We start from the raw sequence: 23012 nt of genomic DNA, 5'->3' as shown, positions 1-23012 counted from the left end.
TGGCCGTTCACGTGCCGTTTCCCCGACGCTTCACAGCGTTCACTCATCTACAGACGATCCGTCATCACCGACCGTTCGCGGCTTTCGAGGCCGGGCTAGGTCCCGGCTCTCCCACTGCCGGGGAAAGGCCTGTCCGAAAAAGATCGCCATGCCTCTCCTGTCACGATGATTCCAGTCCATGCCAGTGGACCCACCGATCTGGTATCGTACCAGTCTAATACCAATTTGCGAGCGATTCATGAAACGGGACCCATCGGCGGTGGTCATTCAGCCATCGCGTCCGGCGCCCATCGACTGGATGCCCGTCTGGCTCATTTTGCCGGCGGGGATCATTATGGCGGGGCTCCTCTTCTATCCCATCGTGCGGGGCATCGCGCTCAGCTTTTTCAACACGCGGCTACTGCGCTACAGCGAGGGCCAGTTTATTGGCCTTGCCAACTACGTGGCTTTGGGGAGCGATCCGGCATTCTCGAATTCCGTAACGGTGACTTTCACCTACGGCATTGTGACCATGCTCTGCACCTATTGCCTCGGGCTCGGCTTTGCGTTGCTGCTCAACCGCAAGATGCCCGGTCGTGGCTTCATTCGCACACTTTTCATCATGCCGTGGGCCATCCCCGAAGTTGTGGCCGTCATGATCTTCGTGTGGATGCTGGATGCCCAGTATGGCGTCATCAACTACGTCCTGGTTGAAGCCGGCATTCTCAGTGCTCCAGCCGCCTGGCTGACAAGCGCAGGGCTGGCCATGCCGGCTCTTGTGCTGGTTACGAGTTGGCAGCAATTCCCCTTCGCGATGCTGATCCTGCTTGCCGGTCTGCAGACCATTCCCGACGAGCAGTATGAAGCCGCGATGGTGGATGGCGCAGGCGTTTTCCGGCGCTTCATCCACGTGACGTTGCCTGGCTTGAGAGCCGTCAACGTCATCCTCATCCTGATCCTGATTCTCAATTCCTTCCGCCGCGTGACGATGATCTATGCGATGACCGGCGGTGGGCCAGCGCGCGCGACGGAAACGTTGTCGATTCTCACATATAACGTCGCCTTCCAATATCAGCGCATCGGCTACGCCTCTGCGGTCGGCGCCGTGCTTCTCGTAATCCTGCTCTGCTTCAGCCTGGTTTATTTCTTTCTGATCGCCCGCCGGAGCGAGACACCATGAGATCCTTCGTCAGTACCGCAAAGAGGATGGACTCGTCTTCGATCGCAGGGTCGTCGCGGCTCGCGCTTGTGAGAAGCACCGCTGCTTTCATCTTCACGCTGCTCTGCGCGGGGATCGTGATCTTTCCGTACTATTGGATGCTCGTATCCTCTCTGGACACCGGCTCTCTCTTCGAATGGCCGCCGCGGATCATTCCCAGCAGCATTTCCCTCAAAGCCTATGAAAAGATCTTCACAGAGCGCGCGGTACTGACCTGGCTGACCAACACCGCCGTCGTGGCCTCCGCAACGTCGATCTTCTGCACCATCGTGGCGATCAATGCCGGCTATGCTCTGTCGCGCTTTCGCGGCAAAATGACCGGCGCTTTCGGGATTTTCATCCTGTTCTCGCAAATGCTGCCCGCGACGCTGATCGTCGTGCCACTCTATGTGATCTTCCGGCAGCTCGGCCTCTACAATACCCTGATCGGGCTTGCGATCGCCGACGCGGCCTTCATTCTGCCGCTCGCGACCTGGCTGATGAAGGGCTTCTTCGACCGCATTCCAGCGGACCTCGAGGAGCAGGCACAGATCGATGGCTGCAGCCGCATGGGCGCCTTCTATCGGGTGACCCTACCGCTGGCCATTCCCGGGCTCGTGGTGGTGACAGCCTTCTCCTTCATCACCGGATGGGATGAATTCTTCCTGGCGCGCACGCTCATCGCCACCCAGAGCAATTGGGTGCTCTCGGTCGGTCTCACCTCCTTCGAGAGCCAGTATTCGGTGGCGTGGGACGAGATGATGGCGGCGTCGGTCGTTTTCGCGCTGCCCGCTGCAGCGTTCTTCCTGGTCATCCAGCGCTATCTCGTCTCCGGCCTGACGTCCGGTGCCGTGAAGGGCTAGGCGACAGCAAGGCCATCGAGATCCGAGGCGCGGCTGACAGATGTCATCCGCGCCTTGTTTGTTTTAACGAACGGTGATCGTCGTAAAAAACAGCACCGTCAGACCAATGTGGTGCGCCTATGGCCTGATGCTGCAGCAGGTCTGAAATATCCCTTTCCGACTTCACTTTTTGCGAATACGATCCTCATAATTTCATCGTCGCGCGCATCAAACGGCTTCATTTAAATAAAAGTAGGTCGAGCTCGCGCGACGTCAGAAGGGGAGCTCGCTTCATGCTGCAAGCTGTGCGCCGTGCCTTCATTCTGCTCGCCATCGTCACGTCATCGACTATGGCCGTGGCGCAGACGAAAACCGTGACCGTGGCTCAGGGCTTCGATCCACAGACTCTCTGGCCGAATGGCACAACAGCGTCGGACAATCTCAATGCCGGCGGCGTGATCGTCGAGCCTCTGCTCTGGAACAATCCCACCAGCGGCAAGACCGAACCTCTTCTTGCCGAAAGCTGGGAGCTCGTCGCGCCAACGACCATGAAGCTGACAATCCGCAAGGGTGTCAGCTTCAGCAATGGCGAACCCCTGAACGCCGATGCGGTGGTCCACAGCTTCAAGGTGTTCCTCGACCCGAAGCAGGCGCCTGCGTACGCCAATTATGCAGCGGCGGTCGACCGGGTCGAGAAGCTCGACGACATGACCGTCGCCGTGCACACCAAGTTCCCCTACCCGCCCTTCGAGCTGATGCTGACTCAGGTCTACATCACGCCGCCCGCTTATTGGTCGAGCGTCGGACTGGAAGCCTACGGCCAGAAGCCAATTGGTACTGGACCGTTTATCCTGAAGGAGTGGATTAAAGACAATCAGCTGGTCATGGAGCGTAACACCCAGTATTGGGGCAACGGGCCGAACGGTATCGATCGTCTCGTCTGGCGCCCGGTGCCTGACGATGCAGCCCGTGTCGCGGGCTTCACGATCGGCGAGTTCGATGTCGCCACGAATATTCCCATCACCGCCATCGGCGACATCGAGCGTCTGCCCGACCGCGAAGTGATGCAGGTGCCAAGCTACAGGATATTTCAGCTGATTCTGTCCTCGCTCGAGGAACATCCAAGTCCTCTGAAGGACAAGCGCGTCCGCCAGGCGATGAACTATGCCGTCGATAAGAAGCTCATCATCGACAGCCTGTTCGCCGGCCGTGCCTTCCCGCTCAACGGGCAGGTGCTGCGCAAGGAACAGCTGGGCTTCGATCCATCCCTTAAGGACTACCCCTACGACCCGGAGAAGGCTAAAGCGCTTCTGCGCGAAGCCGGCTATCCCGATGGCTTCGAGATCGTCTTCAAATTTCCTTCAGGCCGCTATGCGCAGGACCGCGAGGTGTCCGAGGCGATCGCCGGAATGCTGGCCAAGGTGGGCGTTCGCACAAAGATGGTGTCGCTCGAGGCCGGTGAGTTTCTGCGCCAGCTCCGGGCGCGTGAACTGCAACCGATGGCGTTTCTGGGACTTGCGCCCCTTGACGACCCCGACTTCCAGGTTGCGCAATATCGCTCGTCCTGGCGCTATTCCTACATGCGCAATGCGGAGCTCGACGGCTTAATCGACGCTGGCGCGCGCGAGACGAACCGTGACAAGCGTACCGCCATTTATCGCCAGGCCATGCAGCTCATGCACGAAGAGGCGCCTATCGTCTTTCTCTACGGCGGATACGACTTCTACGGCGTCTCGAAAAAGCTCGAGGGCTTTCAGCCGCGCGGCGACCAACGCTTCTTCTTCTACGGTGTCACTCTAAAGCCGTGACATTGGCATCGCCAGGAATTCGCCAGTTGAGAAGTCGCCTGTCCGGAATGTTCCGAAGACTATGGGAGTGCAAGGAACGTCATGCCATCATCGTCATCTGATGCCATCGTCGTCGATGGCTTGAACTGCGCGCGCGTCAGCCGCGAGCAGATGCTGCGCACGCTGGAGGGCGGCGTCACAGCCATCAATCTCACCGCGATCCGTCCGCCCCACGATTTTGCCACCGCCATGCCGGCGCTAGCGCGAAGCCTGGCGGTCATCTCAGAGAACCACGACATCGCCGTCATCCCCCGCAGCGTCGCCGATATCAAGGCAGCGAAAGCCGCCGGCAAGCTCGCCATCATTCTGGGCGCGCAGAATTCGGTCGTGGTGGAGGAGGATCTGGAACTTCTCCGCATCCTGCAACGCATCGGCTTTCGCATTCTCCAGCCAACCTATATGGAGCGAAACACTCTTGGCTGCGGCGTGCTCGCAGAGGGCGGAGACGACGGCTTGACCGAAAAGGGCGAGCGCTGGGTCGAGCTCATGAATGAGCTGAGGATCCTTATCGATCTGTCCCACGTGGGCTACCGCACGGCCGCCGACGTGCTTGCCCGTTCGAAGCGTCCGGTCATTTTCAGCCATTCCAACGCGCGCGCGGTGTGCAACAGCCTGCGCAACATTCCAGACGAGCTGATCCGCGCCGCCGCGCGCACGGGCGGCACCGTCGGTCTGACGCCCTGGCCGCCTATGACACGGCATGCGACGCGGCCGACACTGGACGACTGGGCAGAACAGGTCGCCTACGTCGTCAATCTGATCGGCATCGACCATGTGGCGTTCGGCAGCGACCTGTCCGAGGGAACCTATGCATCGGAGGAGCAGTGGCAGAAATCCTTCGGTCCCCGCGGCATGTATCCCGAGGTTACCGGCGTCATGGGTCCCTGGTTCACCTTCACCTGTCGCATGACTGAGGGCTTCGAGAGCCTCGCTGAAACGCCCAATTTGAGCGAAGCGCTAAAACGCAAAGGGTTCAGCCCGTCGGATGTCGACAAGATCATGGGCGGCAACCTCTTGCGCGTTTACGCCGAAGTGTGGGGCGGCTGATCAGTCCCTCTCCACCTCACGTTGTTCATCTCCCAGCCGGAAGTGGGGCCAGAAAGAAGCCCCGCCGGTCGACCGAATGTCGCGACCTTAAGGCTGATTTCAGCAGTATTTCAGGTGGACTGCATCGTCACGAGCCGCACCTGTTTCCAGTAGAAAGATCCAGCCGGGCCAGAAAGCCCGGCTGGATCCTGCGTTGGTTCCGCTTCTGGGGGGGAATGGGAACCTCACGCACCCCAGATATCACGCATGACCCGAAGCCAATTGCCCGAGGCGATCCTCTCGATGTCGGACGAGCTGAAGCCGCGGCGCCGCATGGCCTCCCAGATCCCGGGTGTATCCCTCATCGATTGAAAGCCGGTATTGAGGCGGGTCTCGTAGCGATACCAGTCACCGAGAATGCCGGTGATGTTTGGATATTCACCGTTCGGACCGACCGCCTTGTCCCATTTCACAGGATCGGGATGCGGCTCGACAAGGTCGGTCGCGAAAGACACGTGCTCGATCCCGGCGACTCTCACGAGATGCGCGACATGGTCGATATAGTCGTCGAGGGTGGGCCGGGTCTCGATCTTGACGAGCGGCGACCACAGCACCGCGCCAATGAGGCCGCCGGTTTTGGCGACCGCGCGCGCTTGGTCGTCAGACTTGTTGCGTGGATTGGGACAAAGCGCAAAGGCGTTGGAATGGCTGATGACGACGGGCTCCTTGGCGGCCGCCAGGTAGTCGTCGGTTGTCTTCGGGCCGCAATGTGACAGGTCAACGATGAGGTGCTGCTTGTGCATCTCGGCCAGCCACGCGTGCCCGGCTTCGGTGATGCCGAGATCGGTGCTCGCGTCGAAGGATGCGCCATAACCGAAGGCGTTCTGCTCGTTGTAGGTGGGCTGCAGGATGCGCAGACCCAGTGTCCGGAACGCACCGAGCAGCGCCACGTCGGCCTCGACCATTGTCGAGTTCTGGGTGCCGAGGATGACCCCAACCCGGCCTGTTTCGTGGGCTGCCCGAATGTCTGCGGTCGAGGACACGATCAGGGCGACGTCAGGCATCGCCTCGATGGTATCGCGCACGGCCTGCAGACGTGTGAGGGAGGCGACGAGGTCCCCGAGCACCGGCAGACATGTGTAGTTGAGCGCGGTGATACCCCCCTCATGGGTGCGCACCATCTGGTCGCGGTTCATTGATGCGCAATTCAGGCCGTCTATGACGATGTGGGACACTTCGGACACCTCCGGATTTCCTCTGTTCTTGATCGGCCGCCCCTGGTTGTGTGGGGCCCGGCGTCTATGCGGCCAGAAAAGGCAGACGACTGTCAGCCGGCCCGGCGCTACTTCTCGTCGCTGCGAAACAGAACCCACATCACCTTCGTGGGAATGGGGCCTGCATTGTAGTATTTATGGGGGCGCTGGCTGGCGAAGCGAAAGCAATCGCCCTGGCCCAGAACGTAACGCCGCCCATCGACGAAGAAATCGAGGCTTCCCTCAAGGATAACGCCAGCTTCCTCACCCTCGTGGACGAAGCTCTCGTCGCCCGATTTCCCGTTGGGCTCGATCGTCATCATGTAGATGTCCAAGCGCGGCGTGCGACGGAAGGGCGTGAGCAGTTCCTTCGTGATTCCCGTTTGCGCCAACTCAATGCGCTTGCGGTCCTTGACGCGCGCAATGGGCCGTTCGCTGTCCCCCTCGTCAAACGGCGGCTCGAACAGGTCAGCGATGTCCACATCGAGACCGTAGGCAAGCCGCGCGAGAACGCGCACGGATGCGGAGGAAAGGCCTCGCTCGATCTGGCTGATGAGAGCGATCGACAGCCCGGCTCGTTCCGCAACTTCCTTCAGGGAACGACCGCGCGCCAGGCGGAGCTGGCGAATGCGATCACCCACAGAGATGTCCGTTTCACGGTCCAGGGCGGCTGAATTGCTGGCGAGGGCAGGAATGGGCGTGACCTTCGATGCTTCATAATGAATTGGGTGACATTACGATATTTGTGAAATTTTCTTTTGTAAATTCAAAAAATAGCGATACGCTCGTCATAATTTAACTTCCGAGGAGAATAAGATGCGCCCCAACCTGCGTGCACTTGCGCTTGCGGTGACGCTTCCCTTCATGGCCTCCGCATTGCCCTTGTCGGCCAACGCCGTGGCGGCGACCCTGACCATCGCCCAGCCCTACGACCCAGCGGATCTGTTCGGCACACTGTCGACGAACAACCCGTCCTTCGCGATCCTGGAGCCGCTGTTCTTCAACAATCCGGTCAGCGGCAAGATCGAACCTCTCCTGGCGGAGAGCTTCGAGAAGGTGTCCGAGACTGAGATCCTCATCAAGCTGCGCAAGGGGGTCAGCTTCACCAACGGCGAGCCGATGAATGCGGATGCCGTGGTCCATAGTCTCCGCATCTTCATGGACCCAAAGATCGCGTCCGCTTACACGGTCTATTCGACTGGTCTTGCGGGCGCCGAGAAGGTTGATGATCATACGGTCCGCCTTCGTCTCAAATATCCCTACCCTGCCCTTGAACTGATGCTTGCGCAGGTGCTCGTGACACCACCTGCCTATTGGGCAGAGGTCGGACCTAAGGGCTTTGGTCAGAAGCCGATCGGCACCGGTCTTTTCAAGCTGACCGAGTGGGTCAAGGACGACCGGCTCGTGATGGACAAGAACACGGGATACTGGGGCAAGTTGCCGGAAGGCATCGATCGGCTCGTTTGGAAGGCCGTGCCGGACGATACCGCGCGCGCTGCGGGTCTTACGACGGGCGAATATGGGCTTGCCGTCAACCTGCCGGTGACCACGGCGATCGAGCTCGAGGCGCGTCCGGATTTGAAGCTGATCGGCGTCGACAGCTATCGGGTATTCCAGGTCGTGCAGTCGTCGCTTGAAACCCACCCAGGCCCTGTTCAAGACAAGCGCGTTCGCCAGGCGCTGAACTACGCAATCGATAAAAAGGCGATCATCGACAACCTCTTCTTCGGCAAGGGGGGGATGCTCCACGGCCAGATCCTGCGGAAGAACCAGCTCGGCTTCGATCCCTCGATCGACGACTATCCCTACGATCCCGCCAAGGCAAAGGCTCTGCTTGCAGAAGCAGGCTTTCCCAGCGGCTTCGAGGTCGGTTTCAAATGCCCGTCGAACCGTTATCCCAATGATCGTGAGCTTTGCGAAGCCATTGCCGGCATGCTCGATAAGGTCGGCGTGAAAACGAAGATCACCTCGCTCGAGTCAGGCGAATTCCTGCGTCAGTTCATCGCTCGCGAGCTGGCGCCTCTCGGCTTGATCGGCCTTGGGGTTCCCGATGATCCAGGCTTTGCGATCGCTGCCTATCGTTCGGACTATCGCTACTCCTATATCAAGAACGCCGAGCTCGATGCGCTGATCGATGCCGGAGCACGCGAGACCGACCGTGCCAAGCGCGACGAGATCTATAAGAAGGCGATGCGCATCATGCATGATGAGGCGCCGATCATATTTCTGTTCGCTGGCGTCGAATTCTACGGAACGACCAACAAGCTCGAGAACTTCAAGCCGAGCGGCGACCAGCGCTTCTATTTCTATAATACTTCGCTGAAGTAGATCACGCCTCGGTTCAGTGATGAGGGCCCGGAATAAAATCCGGGCCCCTTTTGTTATTCCTTATTGCCGAGCGTGACGAGCCCCGGGCCGTGGCGATCTAGCTGCAGGTTGCCCCCGATCGCCCAATCCGTGCGCTCGTAATCCTCAAACAGCACTGTCACCCACTCGGCTTTGGCGCCGAGGGTCGCAATGGCAGCCTCCGTAAAGGCCTTCGCCGCCCGCCGCTTGGTATCCACGTTGCGGCCTTTTTCCATCTGAATGGTGATGATCACTGTCGTGATGCCTTTTGCTCGTGAGGGGAGAGGTATGCGCTATCAGCCGTGGTGGCCGGGTTTCAGCGGACCGTGGCGGTCAAGTTGCAGGTTGCCGCCGATCGCCCAGTCCGTACGCTCATAGTCGCGGAACAGAATGGTGACCCAATCGCGCTGGCCCCCGAGCGTTGCCACGATGGCGTCGGTTACAGCATTGGCGACTTCCCGCTTTTTCTCCACGGAGCGGCCCTTGTCGAACTGAATGGTGATGATGGGCATCGATTAATCCCTGTCTGGCTGGTGATGGTTACGAACATCGGGTGGATATCCCCCTGCTTTTCCGATCTTGATCGATGCGGCTCAGGCTCAGCTGAGAAGATATACCCCTCGAAATACTCAGGCGTTTGGATCGTCACTTTAAGGATTCGGCCGGATTTCCCGCTTGTTTCGAGCCGGTCCGCGTGTTGAGACTGGCTCTGCTTCGGAACAGCCAAAGCCAATTCATGGCCCTGGATCGGCCTGAGGCCTCCTGTAGGCCTTAGGACTCCTGCGCTTTCGCGGCCTTCTCGCGCGCCGCATGGCGGTCGAGCAGCAATTCGCCGCCAATGGCCCAGTTCTCCTTGTCGTAATTCTCGTAGAGAACGGTGACCCACTCCGGCTTGACGCCGAGCGTTTCAACAGCCGCCTCCGTCAAAGCCTTGGCGCCGGCACGCTTGGTGTCGTCCGTGCGGCTGTTCTCAAACTGAATGGTAATGATCATGGTCGCCCCCTCCTGGGCCGGATCGATCGCGACGTCAGTTATCGGAAATCTGTGGGTCGAGCGCGTCGCGAAGCTCGTCGCCAAGAATGTTGAAGGCCAGGATCAGAAGCGCGATGGCGATGCCGGGGCTGAGTGAGACCGACCACGACAAGCTCATGTATTTGGCGCCGTCGCTGATCATGCCACCCCATGTTGGCGATGGCGGCTGCACGCCAAGGCCTAGAAAGCTGAGCGTCGCTTCCAGGAGGATCATGCGGGCGAGATCAAAGCTGGCATAGACGATCACCGCCGAGAGGACGTTCGGCAGGATGTGCTGCACCATGATGCGCGGCGTCTTCACGCCGATCGCTCGCGCGGCCTCCACGAATTCCTTGTTGCGGACGGACAGTACCGAGCCGCGCACCACGCGCGCGAAGCGCGGCCAGCCCGACAATCCCATGATGATGATGAGATTGGTGAGCGAGGGACCAACGACCGCCACCACGGCAATGACCAGGAGAACCAGCGGAAAGGCGAGCTGGATATCGATCAGCCGCAGGATGACCGCATCCGCCTTGCCGCCGTAGTACCCCGCGATGAGGCCCATCGCGACGCCCGCGAGGCCCGATACGAGGACAGCGAAGATACTGACGAAGAGCGTGATACGGGCGCCATAGATGATGCGGGAGAGAATATCGCGGCCGAGTTGGTCGGTGCCGAGCCAGTATCCCGGCACACCGCGCTCCATCAGCGCCGGCGGACGCAGGCGCAGGGTTAGCTCCTGGGCATAGGGATCATGCGGCGCCAATAGCGAAGGCGCCAGCGCGAACAGAAACCCGATCAAGATGATCAAGAGGCTGAGCTTGGCCGCCTTCTTCGCCACGAGGCGCTTCAGCACGCCGCGCCAGCGGCTTTCGATGGGGGTGGGCTCCGCTGCAGCGACAGGCGGTGACAAGGACATGGCGCCGCCTCAGTTGTAGCTGATGCGCGGATCGAGAACCGCGTAGAGGAGATCGACGACGAGGTTCACGAACACGAAAATGATCGCGAAGGTGAAAACGACTGCCTGCACAACGGGAAAGTCGCGCGCGTAGATCGCTTGGATGGCGAGGCGCCCCACTCCGGGCCAGGAGAATACCGTTTCGGTCACTACGACGCCTCCCATCAGGAGACCGACCTGGAGACCAATAACGGTGAGCACGGGAATGAAGCCGTTCCGCAGGGCGTGGATCCACAGCACGGTGCGCTCACGGGCGCCCTTGGCGCGGGCTGTACGGATATAATCCTGCCGCAGCACGTCGAGCATGCAGGACCGCGTGACGCGTGCGATCAGCGCGACGAGATTGAAGGCAAGGGTCGCGGCCGGCAGAATGAGATTGAGCCAGGAACCGCGTCCGCCCGAGGGCAGCCAGCGCAGCCATACGGCAAAGACAATGATCGAGATGATGCCGAGGTAAAAGCCTGGCAGCGCCTGTCCCATGAGCGTGATGCCGCGAATGGTGATATCGGCGGGCGTATTGCGGCGATAGGCAGCGGCCACCCCCGCCGGCACGCCGATGAAGAGCGCCATGGCCATCGTTGCGGCGGCCAGTTCCGTGGTCGCACCAAGGCGCTCCCAGACGAGGCTCATCGCCGGCTGGTTGAAGCGCAACGAGGAGCCGAAATCGCCCATGAGCCCTTTGGCGAAGAATGTGACGAACTGCTCCCACAACGGCTTGTCGAGGCCGTGCACGGACCGGAAGGCGGCCCTGGCCTCCTCGGTCGCGTTGGTCGGCAACATGAGGTCGGTCGGATCACCGCTTAGACGGGTCAGAAAAAAACACACCAGCATGATGCCGATGAGCACCGGAATCGTGAGGATGAGTCGCTGCACGATGTAACGGCCCATACATAGTTCCCCTGCCACCGTCGCACGTCTTTGAGAGCGACGGATCGCATTTTGCGACCGCTTGATTTGAAGTTGAGACGATCTTATCGGCCATGCTTAAATTCACAAGCATGAATTTCATGATGAACGATATTTCCGATTTAAAATTCACAAATTCGGAAACTGCATGCGCGGCCCCAAGTCATCCGTCCGGAAAGATGGGTGGCAGAGTTCGCAAAGAGAGAGCCTGTTGATCAGCAGAGAGGCGGCATACGGAGCGGCTGAAATCAGCCGCCCGCCTCGGGCGCGTGCTTTCGGGGTTGCGGAACACATAGAGAACAGCTATCGTCGTTCATGATTTGTTTCCTACTTCAGGAGCACAGTATTGAATAGGTGCGATTGCTCCTAAAAACTGATCGATCCTGGTGCTGGATGTGTTGGAAGCGGGCAAACGAAAGGCGGGGGTGGTCACAACATGCTGACGCGCAAGCAGAACGAGCTTCTTCGCTTCATCCACGAGCGGCTGCGGGAAACAAGCGTACCTCCCTCCTTCGACGAGATGAAGGAAGCGCTTGATTTGAAGTCGAAATCAGGCATCCATCGTCTGATCATCGCTCTCGAGGAACGCGGCTTTATTCGCCGGCTTCCTAACCGGGCGCGCGCTCTTGAAGTCATCAAGTTGCCCGATACCGCGATGGCCGCCGTGCCGCGTGGAAAATTCAGCCCAAGTGTGGTGGAGGGGGGCCTGGGACGTGTGCGCAACCTGCCTCCTGCGGCAGAAACCGATGCGCCAAAAACGATTTCGGTCCCGGTGATGGGGCGGATCGCCGCCGGCACGCCCATCTCAGCGATCCAATCGCGCAGCAACACACTGGCCATTCCGGTCGAAATGCTGAGTGCCGGCGAGCATTTTGCTCTTGAGGTCCGCGGCGATTCGATGATTGAGGCCGGCATCCTTGATGGCGACACGGTCGTTATCCGGCGCCAGGACATGGCGGATACGGGAGACATCATCGTTGCCCTGATCGATGATGAGGAAGCGACGCTTAAACGCCTGCGGCGCCGTGGCTCCTCGATCGCGCTTGAAGCGGCTAACCCGGCTTATGAGACGCGCGTGCTCGGCCCTGACCGGGTTCGGATACAGGGCAAGCTCGTCAGTCTTCTGCGTCGCTATTGAGGGGCGCCCTCTCCTCTCCCTCCTCGTTAGCCTCCGGTGCCGCATCGAGAGGATCGAGACTTTGGTGCCTCGAGGATGATGCAGCGGCTGGCGTTTTTGGGTCGGGTGGACGGCCCGCGGGCTGGGCCGGTTTGCCACCGGTGATCCAGGGACGCGATGCGGTGGAGAGCGCCTGAATTCGGCTGAAGCCGGCGCTAAGTGGATCCTCTACGAGCATGATGGCACCGCTGCGGTCGAGAATGGACCGGTCGATGATAGTGGCGGCCTCGCAGGTGCGTGGCGCCTGCAGCGGGCTCACGATGACTGCAGCACGTCGGCAATCCTCCGGGAAGGCACGTTTATCACGCACGAAGGCGATCATCTGACCGCTCTTTAAACGTGCGGTGCAGCCGAGCCGGTCACAGTGTGTGGCATGGCGCAGGGAAGGATCGTCGATAGCCCGCCCGTCACCGTCGGCTCGCAGCCACTGCTCCAGCACAAAGCCCGACGGCTTGCCGAGGACGATGAGCCGGCTGTCGGCGGCGCGCAGGGCGAGGCCGCTCGCGCCACGATCAATGTAAATGTCAGGAGGCTGTGCGCCGTGCGCCATCGCGAGCCCGATTACCGCGGGACACAGCGCAAGCCAGCGCAAGGCTGTTGTCCATAGGGTGATCCAGAGGATGGCGATGACCATCAGGCCGAGAGCGCCTACACCGAAAGCCGGCACGACCACGCGCGAGCGTTCGAGCTCGGCGACCGCGCGGGCGGATGCCAGCACCGGCACTGTGGCTTGGCCGATCAACCACCAGACCGGCCGGTCGAGCTCAAAGAAAGACGCAAAGACGCCGAGCACCGAGAGCGGCATGACCGCAAGCTCGATCAGCGGGAGCGCCATCGCGTTCCCGAGCAGACCAAACGGGTTGAGCGTCTGGAAATGATAGGCGCTAAACGGCGCCGTGGCTATGGTCGCGACCGTAGTGGTCGTGGTGAGCAGAAGCGCCCACCGCCCAACCGACCGCAGGCAGCCATAGCTGCCAGATGAAGGATCTCCGCCGACAAGGAGCCCCGTGGGCTTGACAGCAAAGGCGATCATGCCGGCGACAGCGGCGAAGGACATCTGGAAGCTAGGCCCTAGCAGGGCTTCAGGGCGCAGGGCGAGGCATATGAGTGCGGACAAGGCGAGATTGCGCATCGACAGTGCGGGTCGGTCGATCAGGATCGCGCCCATCATGACAATCGTCATCACGAGAGACCGCTGGGTCGCGACTTCCGCGCCGGAGAACAGACAGTAAGCCGTGGCTCCAAGCATCCCGATGACAGCAGCGATCTTCTTCACGGGCCAGGCGAGCGCGATCGCCGGCCACAGCGAGAGCATGGCTCGCGCGGCCCAGAACAGGCTGCCCGCAGCGAGCGCCATATGAAGCCCGGAGATCGATACGATGTGGTAAATGCCGGCTGCGCGCAAGGCATCGTTGACCTCCTCCGTGATCAGTCCGCGCTTGCCCGTAACGAGAGCCGCCGCAAGGGCTCCCTCCTGCCCGCCGGAGGCGTTGGCGATCCGCTGGGTCAGGGCATTGCGGGCAACATCATTGGCAATGGTCAAGGTGGTCCAGATATCCGGCGCTTCCGGCGGGGCCCGGATAGACACCTTTCCGACGAGCGAGCCGACAGCGCCAAGTTCGGCGAAAAAGGCATCTTTAGCGAAATCATAGCCGCCAGGGCGCGCCGCAGTCGGTGGCGGCAGCAGGCGGGCGGTCGCCTCGATGAAGTCGCCTGCCTTGACGCTAGCACCCGGCCGAAGGGAAACGCGCACCTGGGCCGGGCGCGCATGGGCTGCGAGATCTCCGAGGGTCGCGACCCTGACGACAATGCGAGGTCCCGCCGGACGCTCCTCGACGTTGAGAACGAGACCGCCGAGCTTGGTGATCACCGGTCGGGAGAGCACCGGCGCGCTGACGGTGCGCGTACGCCATGTCGCGGCGGCAAATCCCGCCATGACGGCCGCGACCGCGATCGCCACGCCCGACACCCGGCGATAGCGGCACGTAAGGGCCGCCGCGAAGACCGCGATGACGGCTCCCACTGCCGACGGCCATAGGGAGGGCTCTGCATCCGCCAGAAAGTACAGAATAATGCCGGCGCCGAAGGCAACGGGCAGCCAGAGGAAGGCCCGCCGTCTCTCGGCCTCCAAGGCGAGGAGATCCCGAAGCACGCCTCGCGCTTGGTCGGCGGTGAAGACATGCCACCCCGGCAGCAGGCTGCCCACCGCCGGACGCGGCGGTCGGCTATCATCGGCGACAATGATCGCGCGGCTCTTTTGGCGGGCCATACGTGCGAAACGCTCTGGGGGACGGCTGGCTACGGGCCAGATTGCAACGGTCGGGTTCTGAAATGCAGAAACGCAAGGAACGAACAAACACGTGATCGGCCGGCAAAAGCGCCGGCCTTGAAAGCACCGGAACGTGAAACATATTCCCGGACGCACAGCACCAGATCGGCCGCCGCCGGCGGAACTAGAAACAAACCAGTGGAACGATGGCCTCCGGTGAGGGAAAGAGCTTCTTACCCCCGGCCCGGCATCATGCTAAACGACGCCCGACCGTCGGCGGAAGCGAGTTCGAACCGCCACGGTCATCGCTTTGGCACAAGAGAGCACATATCTGAGATGACCGGAACCGTCGTTACGCGTTTCGCGCCTTCGCCGACAGGCTTCCTGCATATTGGCGGCGCCCGCACGGCCCTGTTCAACTGGCTCTATGCCCGCCGGAACGGCGGCAAGATGCTGTTGAGAATAGAGGACACCGATCGCGAACGCTCTACGGAAGCGGCCATCGCCGCCATCCTCGATGGCCTGAGCTGGCTCGGGCTCGATTGGGATGGCGATGCCATTCACCAGTTCTCCCGCGCGGCGCGGCACCGCGAGGTCGCTGAAGATCTGCTCGCGCGCGGACGCGCCTATTACTGCTATGCGACGCCGCAGGAACTCGAGGCCATGCGCGAGGAGGCTCGCCGCGAAGGACGACCGTTGCGCTACGACGGGCGCTGGCGGGATCGTCCCTCTTCGGACGCGCCGGCCGGTGTCAAGCCCGTGATCCGGTTGCGCGCGCCGACCGAAGGTGAGACCGCGATCGATGACCAGGTGCAGGGCCGTGTCACTTGGCAGAACAAAGATCTGGACGATCTCGTTCTGCTGCGGTCTGACGGCACGCCGACCTACATGCTTGCGGTCATCGTCGATGATCACGACATGGGTGTCACGCATATCATCCGCGGGGACGACCATCTGACCAACGCCGCACGGCAAAAGCAGATCTACGAGGCACTTGGCTGGGACGTGCCCATCATGGCCCATATTCCCCTGATCCATGGGCCAGACGGCGCCAAGCTCTCGAAGCGTCACGGCGCGCTCGGTATCGACGCCTATCGCTCCATGGGCTATCTGCCGGCCGCGTTGCGCAATTATCTGGTCCGCCTCGGCTGGAGCCATGGCGATCAGGAGATCTTTTCGACCGACGAGATGATCGCGGCTTTCGACCTGGGCTCTATCGGACGCTCTCCCGCCCGCTTCGACTTTGCGAAGCTGGAGAACCTCAACGGTCACTACATGCGCAGCGCCGACGACGAGGCCCTCGTTCGGGCTCTGGAAGATATCCTGCCGGAGCTCGGGCCGGCGCGCGGCCTCGGACCCACGTTGCCTCCCGACCTACGTGAGAAGCTGCTCGCGGCAATGCCGGGGCTCAAGGAGCGTGCCAAGACTCTGGTTGAACTGCTTGACAGCGCTTCTTTTCTCTACGCGTCGCGGCCCCTCGTTTGCGATGACAAGGCAAAGGCTCTTCTCAATGCGGAGGGTAAGGAGCGGCTCGCGCTGGTGCTCCCTGCTCTGGAAGGGATCAACGATTGGAGCAACGACACCACTGAGGCCGCGGTGAGGGCGACGGCCACCGAAGCGGGGCTGAAGCTCGGTCAATTGGCCCAGCCGCTGCGTGCCGCCTTGACCGGTCGCGGAACCTCACCGGGTCTCTTCGATGTCATGACAGTCCTTGGACGTGATGAAAGTTTAGGCCGTATCCGCGATCAGCTGCCCTGAGCCATTCCGACAGCTTGAACGATGGTCGTGGATGAGCTAGAGCATGTTCGGGGCGGGCTGGGATCTCGATGGATACTGGCATCAAGCCATTGATTCCGCGTGATTTCTTATCTCGCGGAGTCAATTGCAGATCCAAAATGGGCCGAAGACCCACCAGGGTGGGTCAGGAACGGCTCGACATTCATTGCCGTTGAGCTTTTATGACTTTCATGGGCAAGGGCATGAGATTGAACGTGATCGTTGCACGTCACGACGTTTCCTGCGCTAACCTTTTGAAATCTGGCGCACTCTCGAGCGTGGATCACTTCCTCCAAGCTCGTGCATGCGGTCTGGCTGTGACGGCTTCGCTGCGTTTGAGCAGAAGGATATATCCATGAGCGACAAGGCAATCACCTTGACTGTTGACGGAAAGGGCATCGACCTTCCTGTAAAGGACGGCACGATAGGCCCTAGCGTCGCCGATATCGGTGCCTTGTACAAACATAGCGGGATGTTCACCTACGATCCGGGCTTCTCCTCAACGGCGAGCTGCGAATCCGCCATCACCTATATCGATGGTGACGAAGGTGTTCTCCTCTATCGTGGCTACCCGATCGAGCAGCTCGCCGAGCACGGCGACTTCCTGGAGACGTGTTATCTTCTTCTCTACGGGGAACTGCCGACGGCAAGCCAGAAGGCGGAATTCGACTACGTGGTGACCCGCCACACGATGGTTCACGATCAGATGAACCGCTTCTTCCAAGGCTTCCGCCGTGATGCGCATCCGATGGCCGTGATGGTGGCATCGGTCGGCGCGCTCTCAGCTTTCTATCACGACTCGACCGACATCTCCGATCCGCAGCAGCGGATGATCGCGTCCATGCGGATGATCGCCAAAATGCCGACGCTGGCGGCTATGGCCTATAAGTACTCGGTCGGCCAGCCCTTCGTGTATCCGAAGAACGATCTCGATTACACGTCCAACTTCCTGCGCATGTGCTTCGGCGTGCCCTGCGAGGAGTACGTGGTCAATCCGGTCCTCGCGCGCGCGCTCGATCGCATCTTCATCCTGCACGCCGATCATGAGCAGAACGCCTCAACCTCGACCGTTCGCCTTGCCGGCTCGTCGGGGGCGAACCCCTTCGCCTGTATCGCCGCCGGCATCGCCTGCCTGTGGGGACCGGCGCACGGCGGCGCCAACGAAGCCGCCCTCAAGATGCTGGCGGAGATCGGCACACCCGACCGCATCCCCCAATTCATCGCCAAGGCCAAGGACAAGAACGATCCGTTCCGCCTCATGGGCTTCGGCCATCGTGTCTACAAGAACTACGATCCACGCGCCAAGATCATGCAGCGGACGACGCACGAGGTGCTCAACGAACTGGGCATCAAGGACGATCCGCTGCTCGATGTCGCTCTCGAGCTGGAGCGCATCGCGTTGCACGACGAGTACTTCATCGAGAAGAAGCTCTATCCCAACATCGACTTCTACTCGGGTATCACGCTGAAGGCGCTCGGTTTCCCGGTGTCGATGTTCACAGTGCTCTTCGCGCTGGCGCGCACCGTTGGCTGGATCGCCCAGTGGAAGGAAATGATCGAGGATCCGTCCCAGAAGATCGGCCGTCCGCGCCAGCTCTATATCGGCGCTCCCCAGCGCGACTATCTGCCGATGGCGCAGCGCTCCTGATATTTGAACTCCGTCAACGATATGGAAAAGGGGCCGTTCAGGCCCCTTTTTTGTTACCACCAGGGCACCGCTCACGATCGCCGCGAGTGCAAAACGTCCGTGATCACTTCGGCAGCCCTGTCGCTTGGACGAGCCGCGCCAATGCTCATGGCAGCTGCCACGCGATCGAAGGCGGCGAGCTGGGCCATGCGTTCCGGAGAGGCTGACAACAGGGGGAGAAGCGCGCCCGCGAGGTTCTCGACCGTACAGTTCCATTGCAGGAATTCGGGCACGGCGGGCTCGTCGAGAATGATATTTGGCAGACTTGCATGCTGGACGATGATGAAGTGCCGCACCTGCACCTCCAGCCGTGACACCTTGTAGGCCACGACCGTTGGAACACGTGCCAGCGCAAGTTCGAGCGTGACGGTTCCCGAAGCGGCGATCGCGGCGGTCGCGGATCGGAATGCCGCATATTTGGCCGCCTCGCCGGCGACGACGGTGGGCTTGACTGGCCAGGATAGTAAGCCTTGCTCAATCAGCGGCGCAACGTGGGGTACCGCCGGCAGCACCCAGTTCACATGTCCAACCTTCGCCGAAACGGCAGCCACCGTCTCGCCCAGGACAGGCATGAGGCGCGTCACCTCGGAGCGTCGGCTGCCGGGCAGAACGAGCACGGTCGGTGGCTCGACGTCATAGGGCGGCTCGATCCGCTCTCCACGGCTCGGGCGTAACACGTCAAGACGTTCGATCAGAGGGTGACCGACATAGGTGCACGGGGGACCGCCGAGACGGGCATGCGCGGCCGGCTCGAAGGGCAGCAGCGCCAGTACATGATCGACATAGGACCGCATCTTACGTGCCCTCCCGGGCCGCCACGCCCAGACAGTGGGGCTGACGTAGTCCACGATAGGCAGATCGGGCAGCTCGGCTTTGACGCGCCGCGCCACACGGTGCGTGAAATCCGGGCTGTCGACGATGACGACCAGATCGGGTCGCTGAGCGATGATGGCCTCGGCGGTCGCCTTAATGCGGCTGATCAACGTTGGCAGCCGTGCGATGACCGCCGCGAAACCCATGACCGCTATGTCCGACATAGGAAAGAGACTCTCTAGCCCCTCAGCCTCCATGGCGCGCCCGCCGACGCCTGTGAACAGCACGCCATCGGGCGCCAGTCGCTGGCGGAGAGCCTGCATGAGCCGGGCTCCGAGCTGATCACCGGATTCCTCTCCAGCGACCACAAAAATTCGCGCGGGCATGCCCTCTCCTCAGTCGTCCGACGCATAGTCCTACCGCCGCCAGCGGCCTCCAGGAGCATTCTCGTTGAAATCCGCTCCAGGCGAAATGCTCTATATCTTTGATTTTGCGCACTTGAGGACGCAAAATCGCATCGCTCATTTCCTGAATATGCTCAAGGGGGCGCTTACGAGAGATCGGATGCGCCGCTCACCTTTAAACGACCGTCGAGATCCGAACGTCACGAGCAATGTCGCTTTGGTGCTAGGGGGATCGGTGGGGAAGATCGACCCCGAGCAGGAACAATCCCCGCTGATCTGCTTCCCGGATTGTGCGTTCGATCTCGACGATCAATGTCGTACCCGCGCCAACAGCGATACCTTGAAGGCCCGCCGCAGCAGCTCTTACGACGGTACGCGGCCCGATCGTCGGCAGATCGACACGGAGGTCCTGGTCGCGTTTGGCTGTCTTCACCAGCACTCCGCCATGGGTGGCGCGCAGGCGCGGCCCTCTGCGGAGTTTCTGCACACGCCGCAGCATGGCGTCGGTGCCCTCCGGACCCTCGATGGCAGCGACCCAATGCGCACAGATGACCGTGGCCTGCCCGACATCGAAAGGCGAGAGAGAATCGAGCACTGCAAGGCCGCGCGCGATGCTGGACCAGCTGTCGGAATCCGGCGCGACGGCACCGAGCTGACCTTGCGGCGCGAGCAGCTCCGGCGCAAGCCGATCGATCCCGGCGACCGCAAAGCCTTCTTCCTCAAGGACGCGCACGACGCCGCCAAGAAGGCCATCGTCGCCGGAACCCAGGATGGCAGCGATTTCCTCGCGATTGCGGTAAGCTGAAAGCGCCCCCATAAAGGCGATCGGCTTGGGACGTGTGACGGTGCCGATCAGGACAACTTCCGCCGGTTTCCACGCCTTGAGGGCCGCCAGGGTCCGCTTGTAGTCGATGAGGTCGACAATCAGGTCGGCGCGGCGGGCAAATGCGCGCTCCGCGAAGCCGCGAAAGGCAAGAACCCTGACCGCCCTGCCCCGGCGCTTAAGGGCTTCTGCAAGCAAGTCCGGTAGTGCACCGCCTCCGGCGAGAAGAACGATCGGCGCCACGGCGCCGTCGGTGCTGGGATTGCTCGGCGGCGAAGTGTCGCTCACGCCTCTCGCGGCGTGCATATAGCCCGCTTCCCGCCGATGCGGATGAAGTCCAGCACCTCCTGAACGACCGCGAGCTTGTCGAATTCGGCGGCGACGTCCTCAACCCGTTCCATCAGGGTCCCTTCCGCGGCGAAGAGGAGGCGATAGGCCCGCCGGAGGCTATGGATATCCTCCCGCGAGAAGCCACGGCGCTGCAGTCCAACGATATTGAGACCGGCAAGATGTGCGCGGTTACCAAGCGCCATCCCATATGGGATCACGTCATTCTCCACGCCCGACAGACCGCCGACGAAGGCATGGGAACCAACACGCGCGAACTGGATGATCGCCGCGCCGCCCCCGACGATCACATAATCCCCCAGCGTCACATGCCCCGCGAGCATCACGTTATTGGAGAGGATCACATGATTGCCGACATGGCAGTCATGGCCGATATGTGAATTGGCGAGCAGTGCGCAATGGCTGCCGACCACGGTCTCGAGGCCGCCACCTTCCGTGCCCGGATTGATCGTGACACCCTCGCGGATCAAGCAGTCGCTGCCGATGGTCAGTGTGGACGCCTCGCCGCGATACTTCAGATCCTGTGGCTGGTGACCGATGGACGCGAATGGAAATATACGCGTGCGCGGGCCGATCGTCGTCCGGCCGGCGACAACCGCGTGGCTGACAAGCTCGCAGCCGTCACCGAGGGTGGCTTCCGGACCCACCACGCAGAACGGACCGATACGTACACCCTCGCCAAGGGACGCACCGTTTTCCACTATGGCGGTTGGATGAATAGCGCCCATCACTCACTCGACAACCAGCATGGCGCTGACTTCCGCCTCGCAAACGAGAACGCCGTCGACCTTCGCTTCGCCACGGAACCACCACATGTTGCGGCGGTTGTTGATTTTCTTCATGTGATATTCAACCGTGTCGCCCGGCCCGACTGGCTTCCGAAACTTGGCCTTATCGATGGTCATGAAATAGACCTCCTTCGGCCGCGCCTTCTGGGCGAGCTTCGATGCCACGCATAGGGCACCGGCGGTTTGAGCCATGCCCTCGATCATGAAGACGCCCGGAAACATTGGCCGCGTGGGGAAATGCCCCGCAAACTGCGGCTCATTATAGGTGACGTTCTTGATGCCGATGCACGACTCATCACCCTTCATCTCGATGATCTTATCAACGAGAAGAAAGGGATAGCGATGCGGCAGATAGCTCAGAATCTGCAGGATATCCGCGGTTTCGAGCTTGTCCGGCCCATCGTTCATGAAAATCTTCTCCTCATCGGCGCGGCAATTCAGGCGCCATCGCCACCCCTGTCGCCCGGATCGCGGCTGGACGCAAGCTTTTCAACGGACTTGATCTCCCGAAACCAATCCCTCAACGGCTTGGCTGGTGTGCCACCCCAGCGCGCCCCAGGTGGGACGTCGCTCGCGACATTGCTGGAGGCCGCGATCTGGGCACCGGTACCAACCGTGACATGGCCGATGACACCGACCTGACCGCCGAGCGCCACGAAGTCCTCGATCGTTGTGCTACCAGAAATGCCGACTTGTGAGACGATGACGCAATGGCGTCCAATGACCACATTGTGGCCGATCTGGACGAGATTATCGATCTTGGTTCCCTCGCCGATAACTGTGTCGCGGCTTGCACCGCGGTCGATCGTCGTATTGGCGCCGATCTCGACGTCATCTTGAATGATGACCCGTCCGATCTGCGGCACTTTGAGATGTCCTTTCGCGCCCATCGCGAAGCCAAATCCGTCCTGCCCGACCCGCACGCCGCCATGCAGGATAACCCGGTTGCCGATGAGCGCGTTGAGCACGGAAACATTGGCGCCGATACTGACATCACGGCCAATCCGGCATTGGGGACCGATCACCGCATTGGCGCCGATGACACTGCCGCTGCCGATCTCGACGTCGGGCCCGATAACCGCGCCAGGGTCGACGATCACGCCCGGTTCGAGATGTGCGCCGGGATGCACGAAGGCACCCGGTGATATTCCAACCGCCGCAAAGGTCGATTGGGGGCGTACCGCTGAGGGATAAAGGCTCGCCATCACCTGCGCGAAGACGCGGTAGGGATCGGACGTCACAAGAGCGACAGTCGCCGGAGGAACCTTCGCAACAAACCGCTTGGATACGAAGCACGCCGCCGCACGGGTCCCCGCCAGCGCATCGACATAGCGCGGGTTGTCCATATAGGCGACATCTGTCGGACCGGCCCACTCAAGCGATGCTACGCCGGATATCCGCAAGTCCGATTGCACGCCTTCCGGCAGAGTGACGCCGACAGATGCAGCCAGCTCAGCCAAGGTCGGCTGGCCCATACGCGGAAAGAACACCGGATCTGTCATGAAACCGCGATATCTCGAATCGCGAAGGCGGCCTCATTTCTGAAGCCGCCCGTCGC

21 protein-coding genes are annotated in these 23012 nt (G+C 61.3%); 8 read left to right on the top strand and 13 right to left on the bottom strand.

The features are described 5' to 3' along the window. Positions 1-238: 238 nt before the first annotated feature. The 4 genes from KIO76_RS18825 to KIO76_RS18810 all read left to right on the top strand — a co-directional run bounded on the left by KIO76_RS18825 (position 239) and on the right by KIO76_RS18810 (position 4913). Positions 239-1159: a carbohydrate ABC transporter permease gene (locus KIO76_RS18825; RefSeq protein ID WP_213324671.1), complete on the top strand. Its 921-nt coding sequence runs from the start codon at positions 239-241 to the stop codon at positions 1157-1159. Beyond that, on the top strand, positions 1156-2040 hold the full coding sequence (locus KIO76_RS18820; RefSeq protein ID WP_213324670.1) for a carbohydrate ABC transporter permease: 885 nt from the start codon (positions 1156-1158) through the stop codon (positions 2038-2040). Before KIO76_RS18825 ends, KIO76_RS18820 begins: the two co-directional genes overlap by 4 nt. A gap of 272 nt (positions 2041-2312) precedes the next feature. Next, the gene (locus KIO76_RS18815; protein WP_213324669.1) at positions 2313-3827 is read left to right on the top strand and encodes an ABC transporter substrate-binding protein; all 1515 of its coding nucleotides are present in this window, start codon (positions 2313-2315) and stop codon (positions 3825-3827) included. A gap of 81 nt (positions 3828-3908) precedes the next feature. Next, positions 3909-4913, top strand: coding sequence for a dipeptidase (locus tag KIO76_RS18810; protein WP_213324668.1), 1005 nt, complete (start codon positions 3909-3911; stop codon positions 4911-4913). 224 nt (positions 4914-5137) lie between these two features. On the opposite strand, the gene KIO76_RS18805 is transcribed toward KIO76_RS18810, so the two are convergent. Then, positions 5138-6136, bottom strand: a complete 999-nt coding sequence (locus KIO76_RS18805; protein ID WP_213324667.1) for a dipeptidase — start codon at positions 6134-6136, stop codon at positions 5138-5140. Between the two features lie 98 nt (positions 6137-6234). Beyond that, on the bottom strand, positions 6235-6786 hold the full coding sequence (locus KIO76_RS18800) for a cupin domain-containing protein (protein ID WP_213324666.1): 552 nt from the start codon (positions 6784-6786) through the stop codon (positions 6235-6237). Between the two features lie 175 nt (positions 6787-6961). On the opposite strand from KIO76_RS18800, the gene KIO76_RS18795 reads away from it, so the two are divergent. Next, entirely contained in the window at positions 6962-8473 is a 1512-nt protein-coding gene (locus tag KIO76_RS18795; RefSeq protein ID WP_213324665.1) for an ABC transporter substrate-binding protein, read from the top strand. Positions 8474-8526: 53 nt separating this feature from the next. Here the strand turns inward: KIO76_RS18795 and KIO76_RS18790 are convergent, their stop codons facing one another. The 5 genes from KIO76_RS18790 to KIO76_RS18770 all read right to left on the bottom strand — a co-directional run bounded on the left by KIO76_RS18790 (position 8527) and on the right by KIO76_RS18770 (position 11351). After that, positions 8527-8745, bottom strand: coding sequence for a tautomerase family protein (locus KIO76_RS18790; RefSeq protein WP_291959844.1), 219 nt, complete (start codon positions 8743-8745; stop codon positions 8527-8529). Positions 8746-8787: 42 nt separating this feature from the next. Continuing rightward, positions 8788-9003, bottom strand: coding sequence for a tautomerase family protein (locus tag KIO76_RS18785; protein ID WP_249729648.1), 216 nt, complete (start codon positions 9001-9003; stop codon positions 8788-8790). A gap of 259 nt (positions 9004-9262) precedes the next feature. Next, entirely contained in the window at positions 9263-9568 is a 306-nt protein-coding gene (locus KIO76_RS18780; RefSeq protein ID WP_283771451.1) for a tautomerase family protein, read from the bottom strand. Then, complete coding sequence (locus tag KIO76_RS18775; protein WP_213324663.1) at positions 9519-10424, bottom strand: ABC transporter permease; 906 nt, start codon at positions 10422-10424, stop codon at positions 9519-9521. Before KIO76_RS18775 ends, KIO76_RS18780 begins: the two co-directional genes overlap by 50 nt. A gap of 9 nt (positions 10425-10433) precedes the next feature. Next, a complete protein-coding gene (locus tag KIO76_RS18770) occupies positions 10434-11351 on the bottom strand; it encodes an ABC transporter permease (protein WP_213324662.1) in 918 nt (305 codons plus the stop codon). A 454-nt stretch (positions 11352-11805) separates the two neighbouring features. Between KIO76_RS18770 and lexA the strand changes: the two genes are divergently transcribed. Next, the gene (gene lexA, locus KIO76_RS18765) at positions 11806-12507 is read left to right on the top strand and encodes a transcriptional repressor LexA (RefSeq protein WP_213324661.1); all 702 of its coding nucleotides are present in this window, start codon (positions 11806-11808) and stop codon (positions 12505-12507) included. Here lexA and KIO76_RS18760 read toward each other — a convergent pair. Continuing rightward, positions 12485-14815 (bottom strand): ComEC/Rec2 family competence protein, encoded by a 2331-nt coding sequence (locus KIO76_RS18760; protein WP_213324660.1) that lies wholly within the window; start codon positions 14813-14815, stop codon positions 12485-12487. The genes lexA and KIO76_RS18760 overlap by 23 nt on opposite strands. 336 nt (positions 14816-15151) lie before the next feature. Between KIO76_RS18760 and gltX the strand changes: the two genes are divergently transcribed. Both gltX and gltA read left to right on the top strand, forming a co-directional pair. After that, complete coding sequence (gltX, locus tag KIO76_RS18755) at positions 15152-16573, top strand: glutamate--tRNA ligase (protein WP_213324659.1); 1422 nt, start codon at positions 15152-15154, stop codon at positions 16571-16573. A 373-nt stretch (positions 16574-16946) separates the two neighbouring features. Continuing rightward, positions 16947-18239: a citrate synthase gene (gltA, locus tag KIO76_RS18750; protein WP_213324658.1), complete on the top strand. Its 1293-nt coding sequence runs from the start codon at positions 16947-16949 to the stop codon at positions 18237-18239. A 71-nt stretch (positions 18240-18310) separates the two neighbouring features. Here the strand turns inward: gltA and lpxB are convergent, their stop codons facing one another. From lpxB to lpxD, 5 genes are all read right to left on the bottom strand, one after another. After that, positions 18311-19477 carry a lipid-A-disaccharide synthase gene (gene lpxB, locus KIO76_RS18745; protein ID WP_213324657.1) on the bottom strand — a complete coding sequence of 389 codons (1167 nt, stop codon included), beginning with the start codon at positions 19475-19477 and terminating at the stop codon, positions 18311-18313. A 241-nt stretch (positions 19478-19718) separates the two neighbouring features. Continuing rightward, positions 19719-20624 carry an LpxI family protein gene (locus KIO76_RS18740; RefSeq protein WP_213324656.1) on the bottom strand — a complete coding sequence of 302 codons (906 nt, stop codon included), beginning with the start codon at positions 20622-20624 and terminating at the stop codon, positions 19719-19721. Beyond that, a complete protein-coding gene (gene lpxA / locus KIO76_RS18735) occupies positions 20603-21394 on the bottom strand; it encodes an acyl-ACP--UDP-N-acetylglucosamine O-acyltransferase (protein WP_213324655.1) in 792 nt (263 codons plus the stop codon). The genes KIO76_RS18740 and lpxA overlap by 22 nt, the downstream gene beginning before the upstream one ends. A gap of 3 nt (positions 21395-21397) precedes the next feature. After that, a complete protein-coding gene (gene fabZ / locus KIO76_RS18730; RefSeq protein WP_213324654.1) occupies positions 21398-21862 on the bottom strand; it encodes a 3-hydroxyacyl-ACP dehydratase FabZ in 465 nt (154 codons plus the stop codon). Between the two features lie 29 nt (positions 21863-21891). Continuing rightward, complete coding sequence (lpxD, locus tag KIO76_RS18725; RefSeq protein WP_213324653.1) at positions 21892-22956, bottom strand: UDP-3-O-(3-hydroxymyristoyl)glucosamine N-acyltransferase; 1065 nt, start codon at positions 22954-22956, stop codon at positions 21892-21894. Positions 22957-23012 lie beyond the last annotated feature (56 nt).

This window comes from Chelatococcus sp. YT9 (assembly GCF_018398315.1).
Taxonomy (GTDB): domain Bacteria; phylum Pseudomonadota; class Alphaproteobacteria; order Rhizobiales; family Beijerinckiaceae; genus Chelatococcus.
The sequence above is the reverse complement of the archived record's forward strand: the minus strand, read 5'-3'. Positions and strand labels throughout refer to the sequence as shown.

Excerpts from the sequence above, each read along its gene's own strand:
- KIO76_RS18825 (WP_213324671.1), top strand. The coding sequence starts at position 239 with ATGAAACGGGACCCATCGGCGGTGGTCATTCAGCCATCGCGTCCGGCG.
- KIO76_RS18820 (WP_213324670.1), top strand. The coding sequence starts at position 1,156 with ATGAGATCCTTCGTCAGTACCGCAAAGAGGATGGACTCGTCTTCGATC.
- KIO76_RS18815 (WP_213324669.1), top strand. The coding sequence starts at position 2,313 with ATGCTGCAAGCTGTGCGCCGTGCCTTCATTCTGCTCGCCATCGTCACG.
- KIO76_RS18810 (WP_213324668.1), top strand. The coding sequence starts at position 3,909 with ATGCCATCATCGTCATCTGATGCCATCGTCGTCGATGGCTTGAACTGC.
- KIO76_RS18795 (WP_213324665.1), top strand. The coding sequence starts at position 6,962 with ATGCGCCCCAACCTGCGTGCACTTGCGCTTGCGGTGACGCTTCCCTTC.
- KIO76_RS18785 (WP_249729648.1), bottom strand. The coding sequence starts at position 9,003 with ATGCCCATCATCACCATTCAGTTCGACAAGGGCCGCTCCGTGGAGAAA.
- KIO76_RS18775 (WP_213324663.1), bottom strand. The coding sequence starts at position 10,424 with ATGTCCTTGTCACCGCCTGTCGCTGCAGCGGAGCCCACCCCCATCGAA.
- KIO76_RS18770 (WP_213324662.1), bottom strand. The coding sequence starts at position 11,351 with ATGGGCCGTTACATCGTGCAGCGACTCATCCTCACGATTCCGGTGCTC.
- lexA (WP_213324661.1), top strand. The coding sequence starts at position 11,806 with ATGCTGACGCGCAAGCAGAACGAGCTTCTTCGCTTCATCCACGAGCGG.
- KIO76_RS18760 (WP_213324660.1), bottom strand. The coding sequence starts at position 14,815 with ATGGCCCGCCAAAAGAGCCGCGCGATCATTGTCGCCGATGATAGCCGA.
- gltX (WP_213324659.1), top strand. The coding sequence starts at position 15,152 with ATGACCGGAACCGTCGTTACGCGTTTCGCGCCTTCGCCGACAGGCTTC.
- gltA (WP_213324658.1), top strand. The coding sequence starts at position 16,947 with ATGAGCGACAAGGCAATCACCTTGACTGTTGACGGAAAGGGCATCGAC.
- lpxB (WP_213324657.1), bottom strand. The coding sequence starts at position 19,477 with ATGCCCGCGCGAATTTTTGTGGTCGCTGGAGAGGAATCCGGTGATCAG.
- KIO76_RS18740 (WP_213324656.1), bottom strand. The coding sequence starts at position 20,624 with ATGCACGCCGCGAGAGGCGTGAGCGACACTTCGCCGCCGAGCAATCCC.
- lpxA (WP_213324655.1), bottom strand. The coding sequence starts at position 21,394 with ATGGGCGCTATTCATCCAACCGCCATAGTGGAAAACGGTGCGTCCCTT.
- fabZ (WP_213324654.1), bottom strand. The coding sequence starts at position 21,862 with ATGAACGATGGGCCGGACAAGCTCGAAACCGCGGATATCCTGCAGATT.
- lpxD (WP_213324653.1), bottom strand. The coding sequence starts at position 22,956 with ATGACAGATCCGGTGTTCTTTCCGCGTATGGGCCAGCCGACCTTGGCT.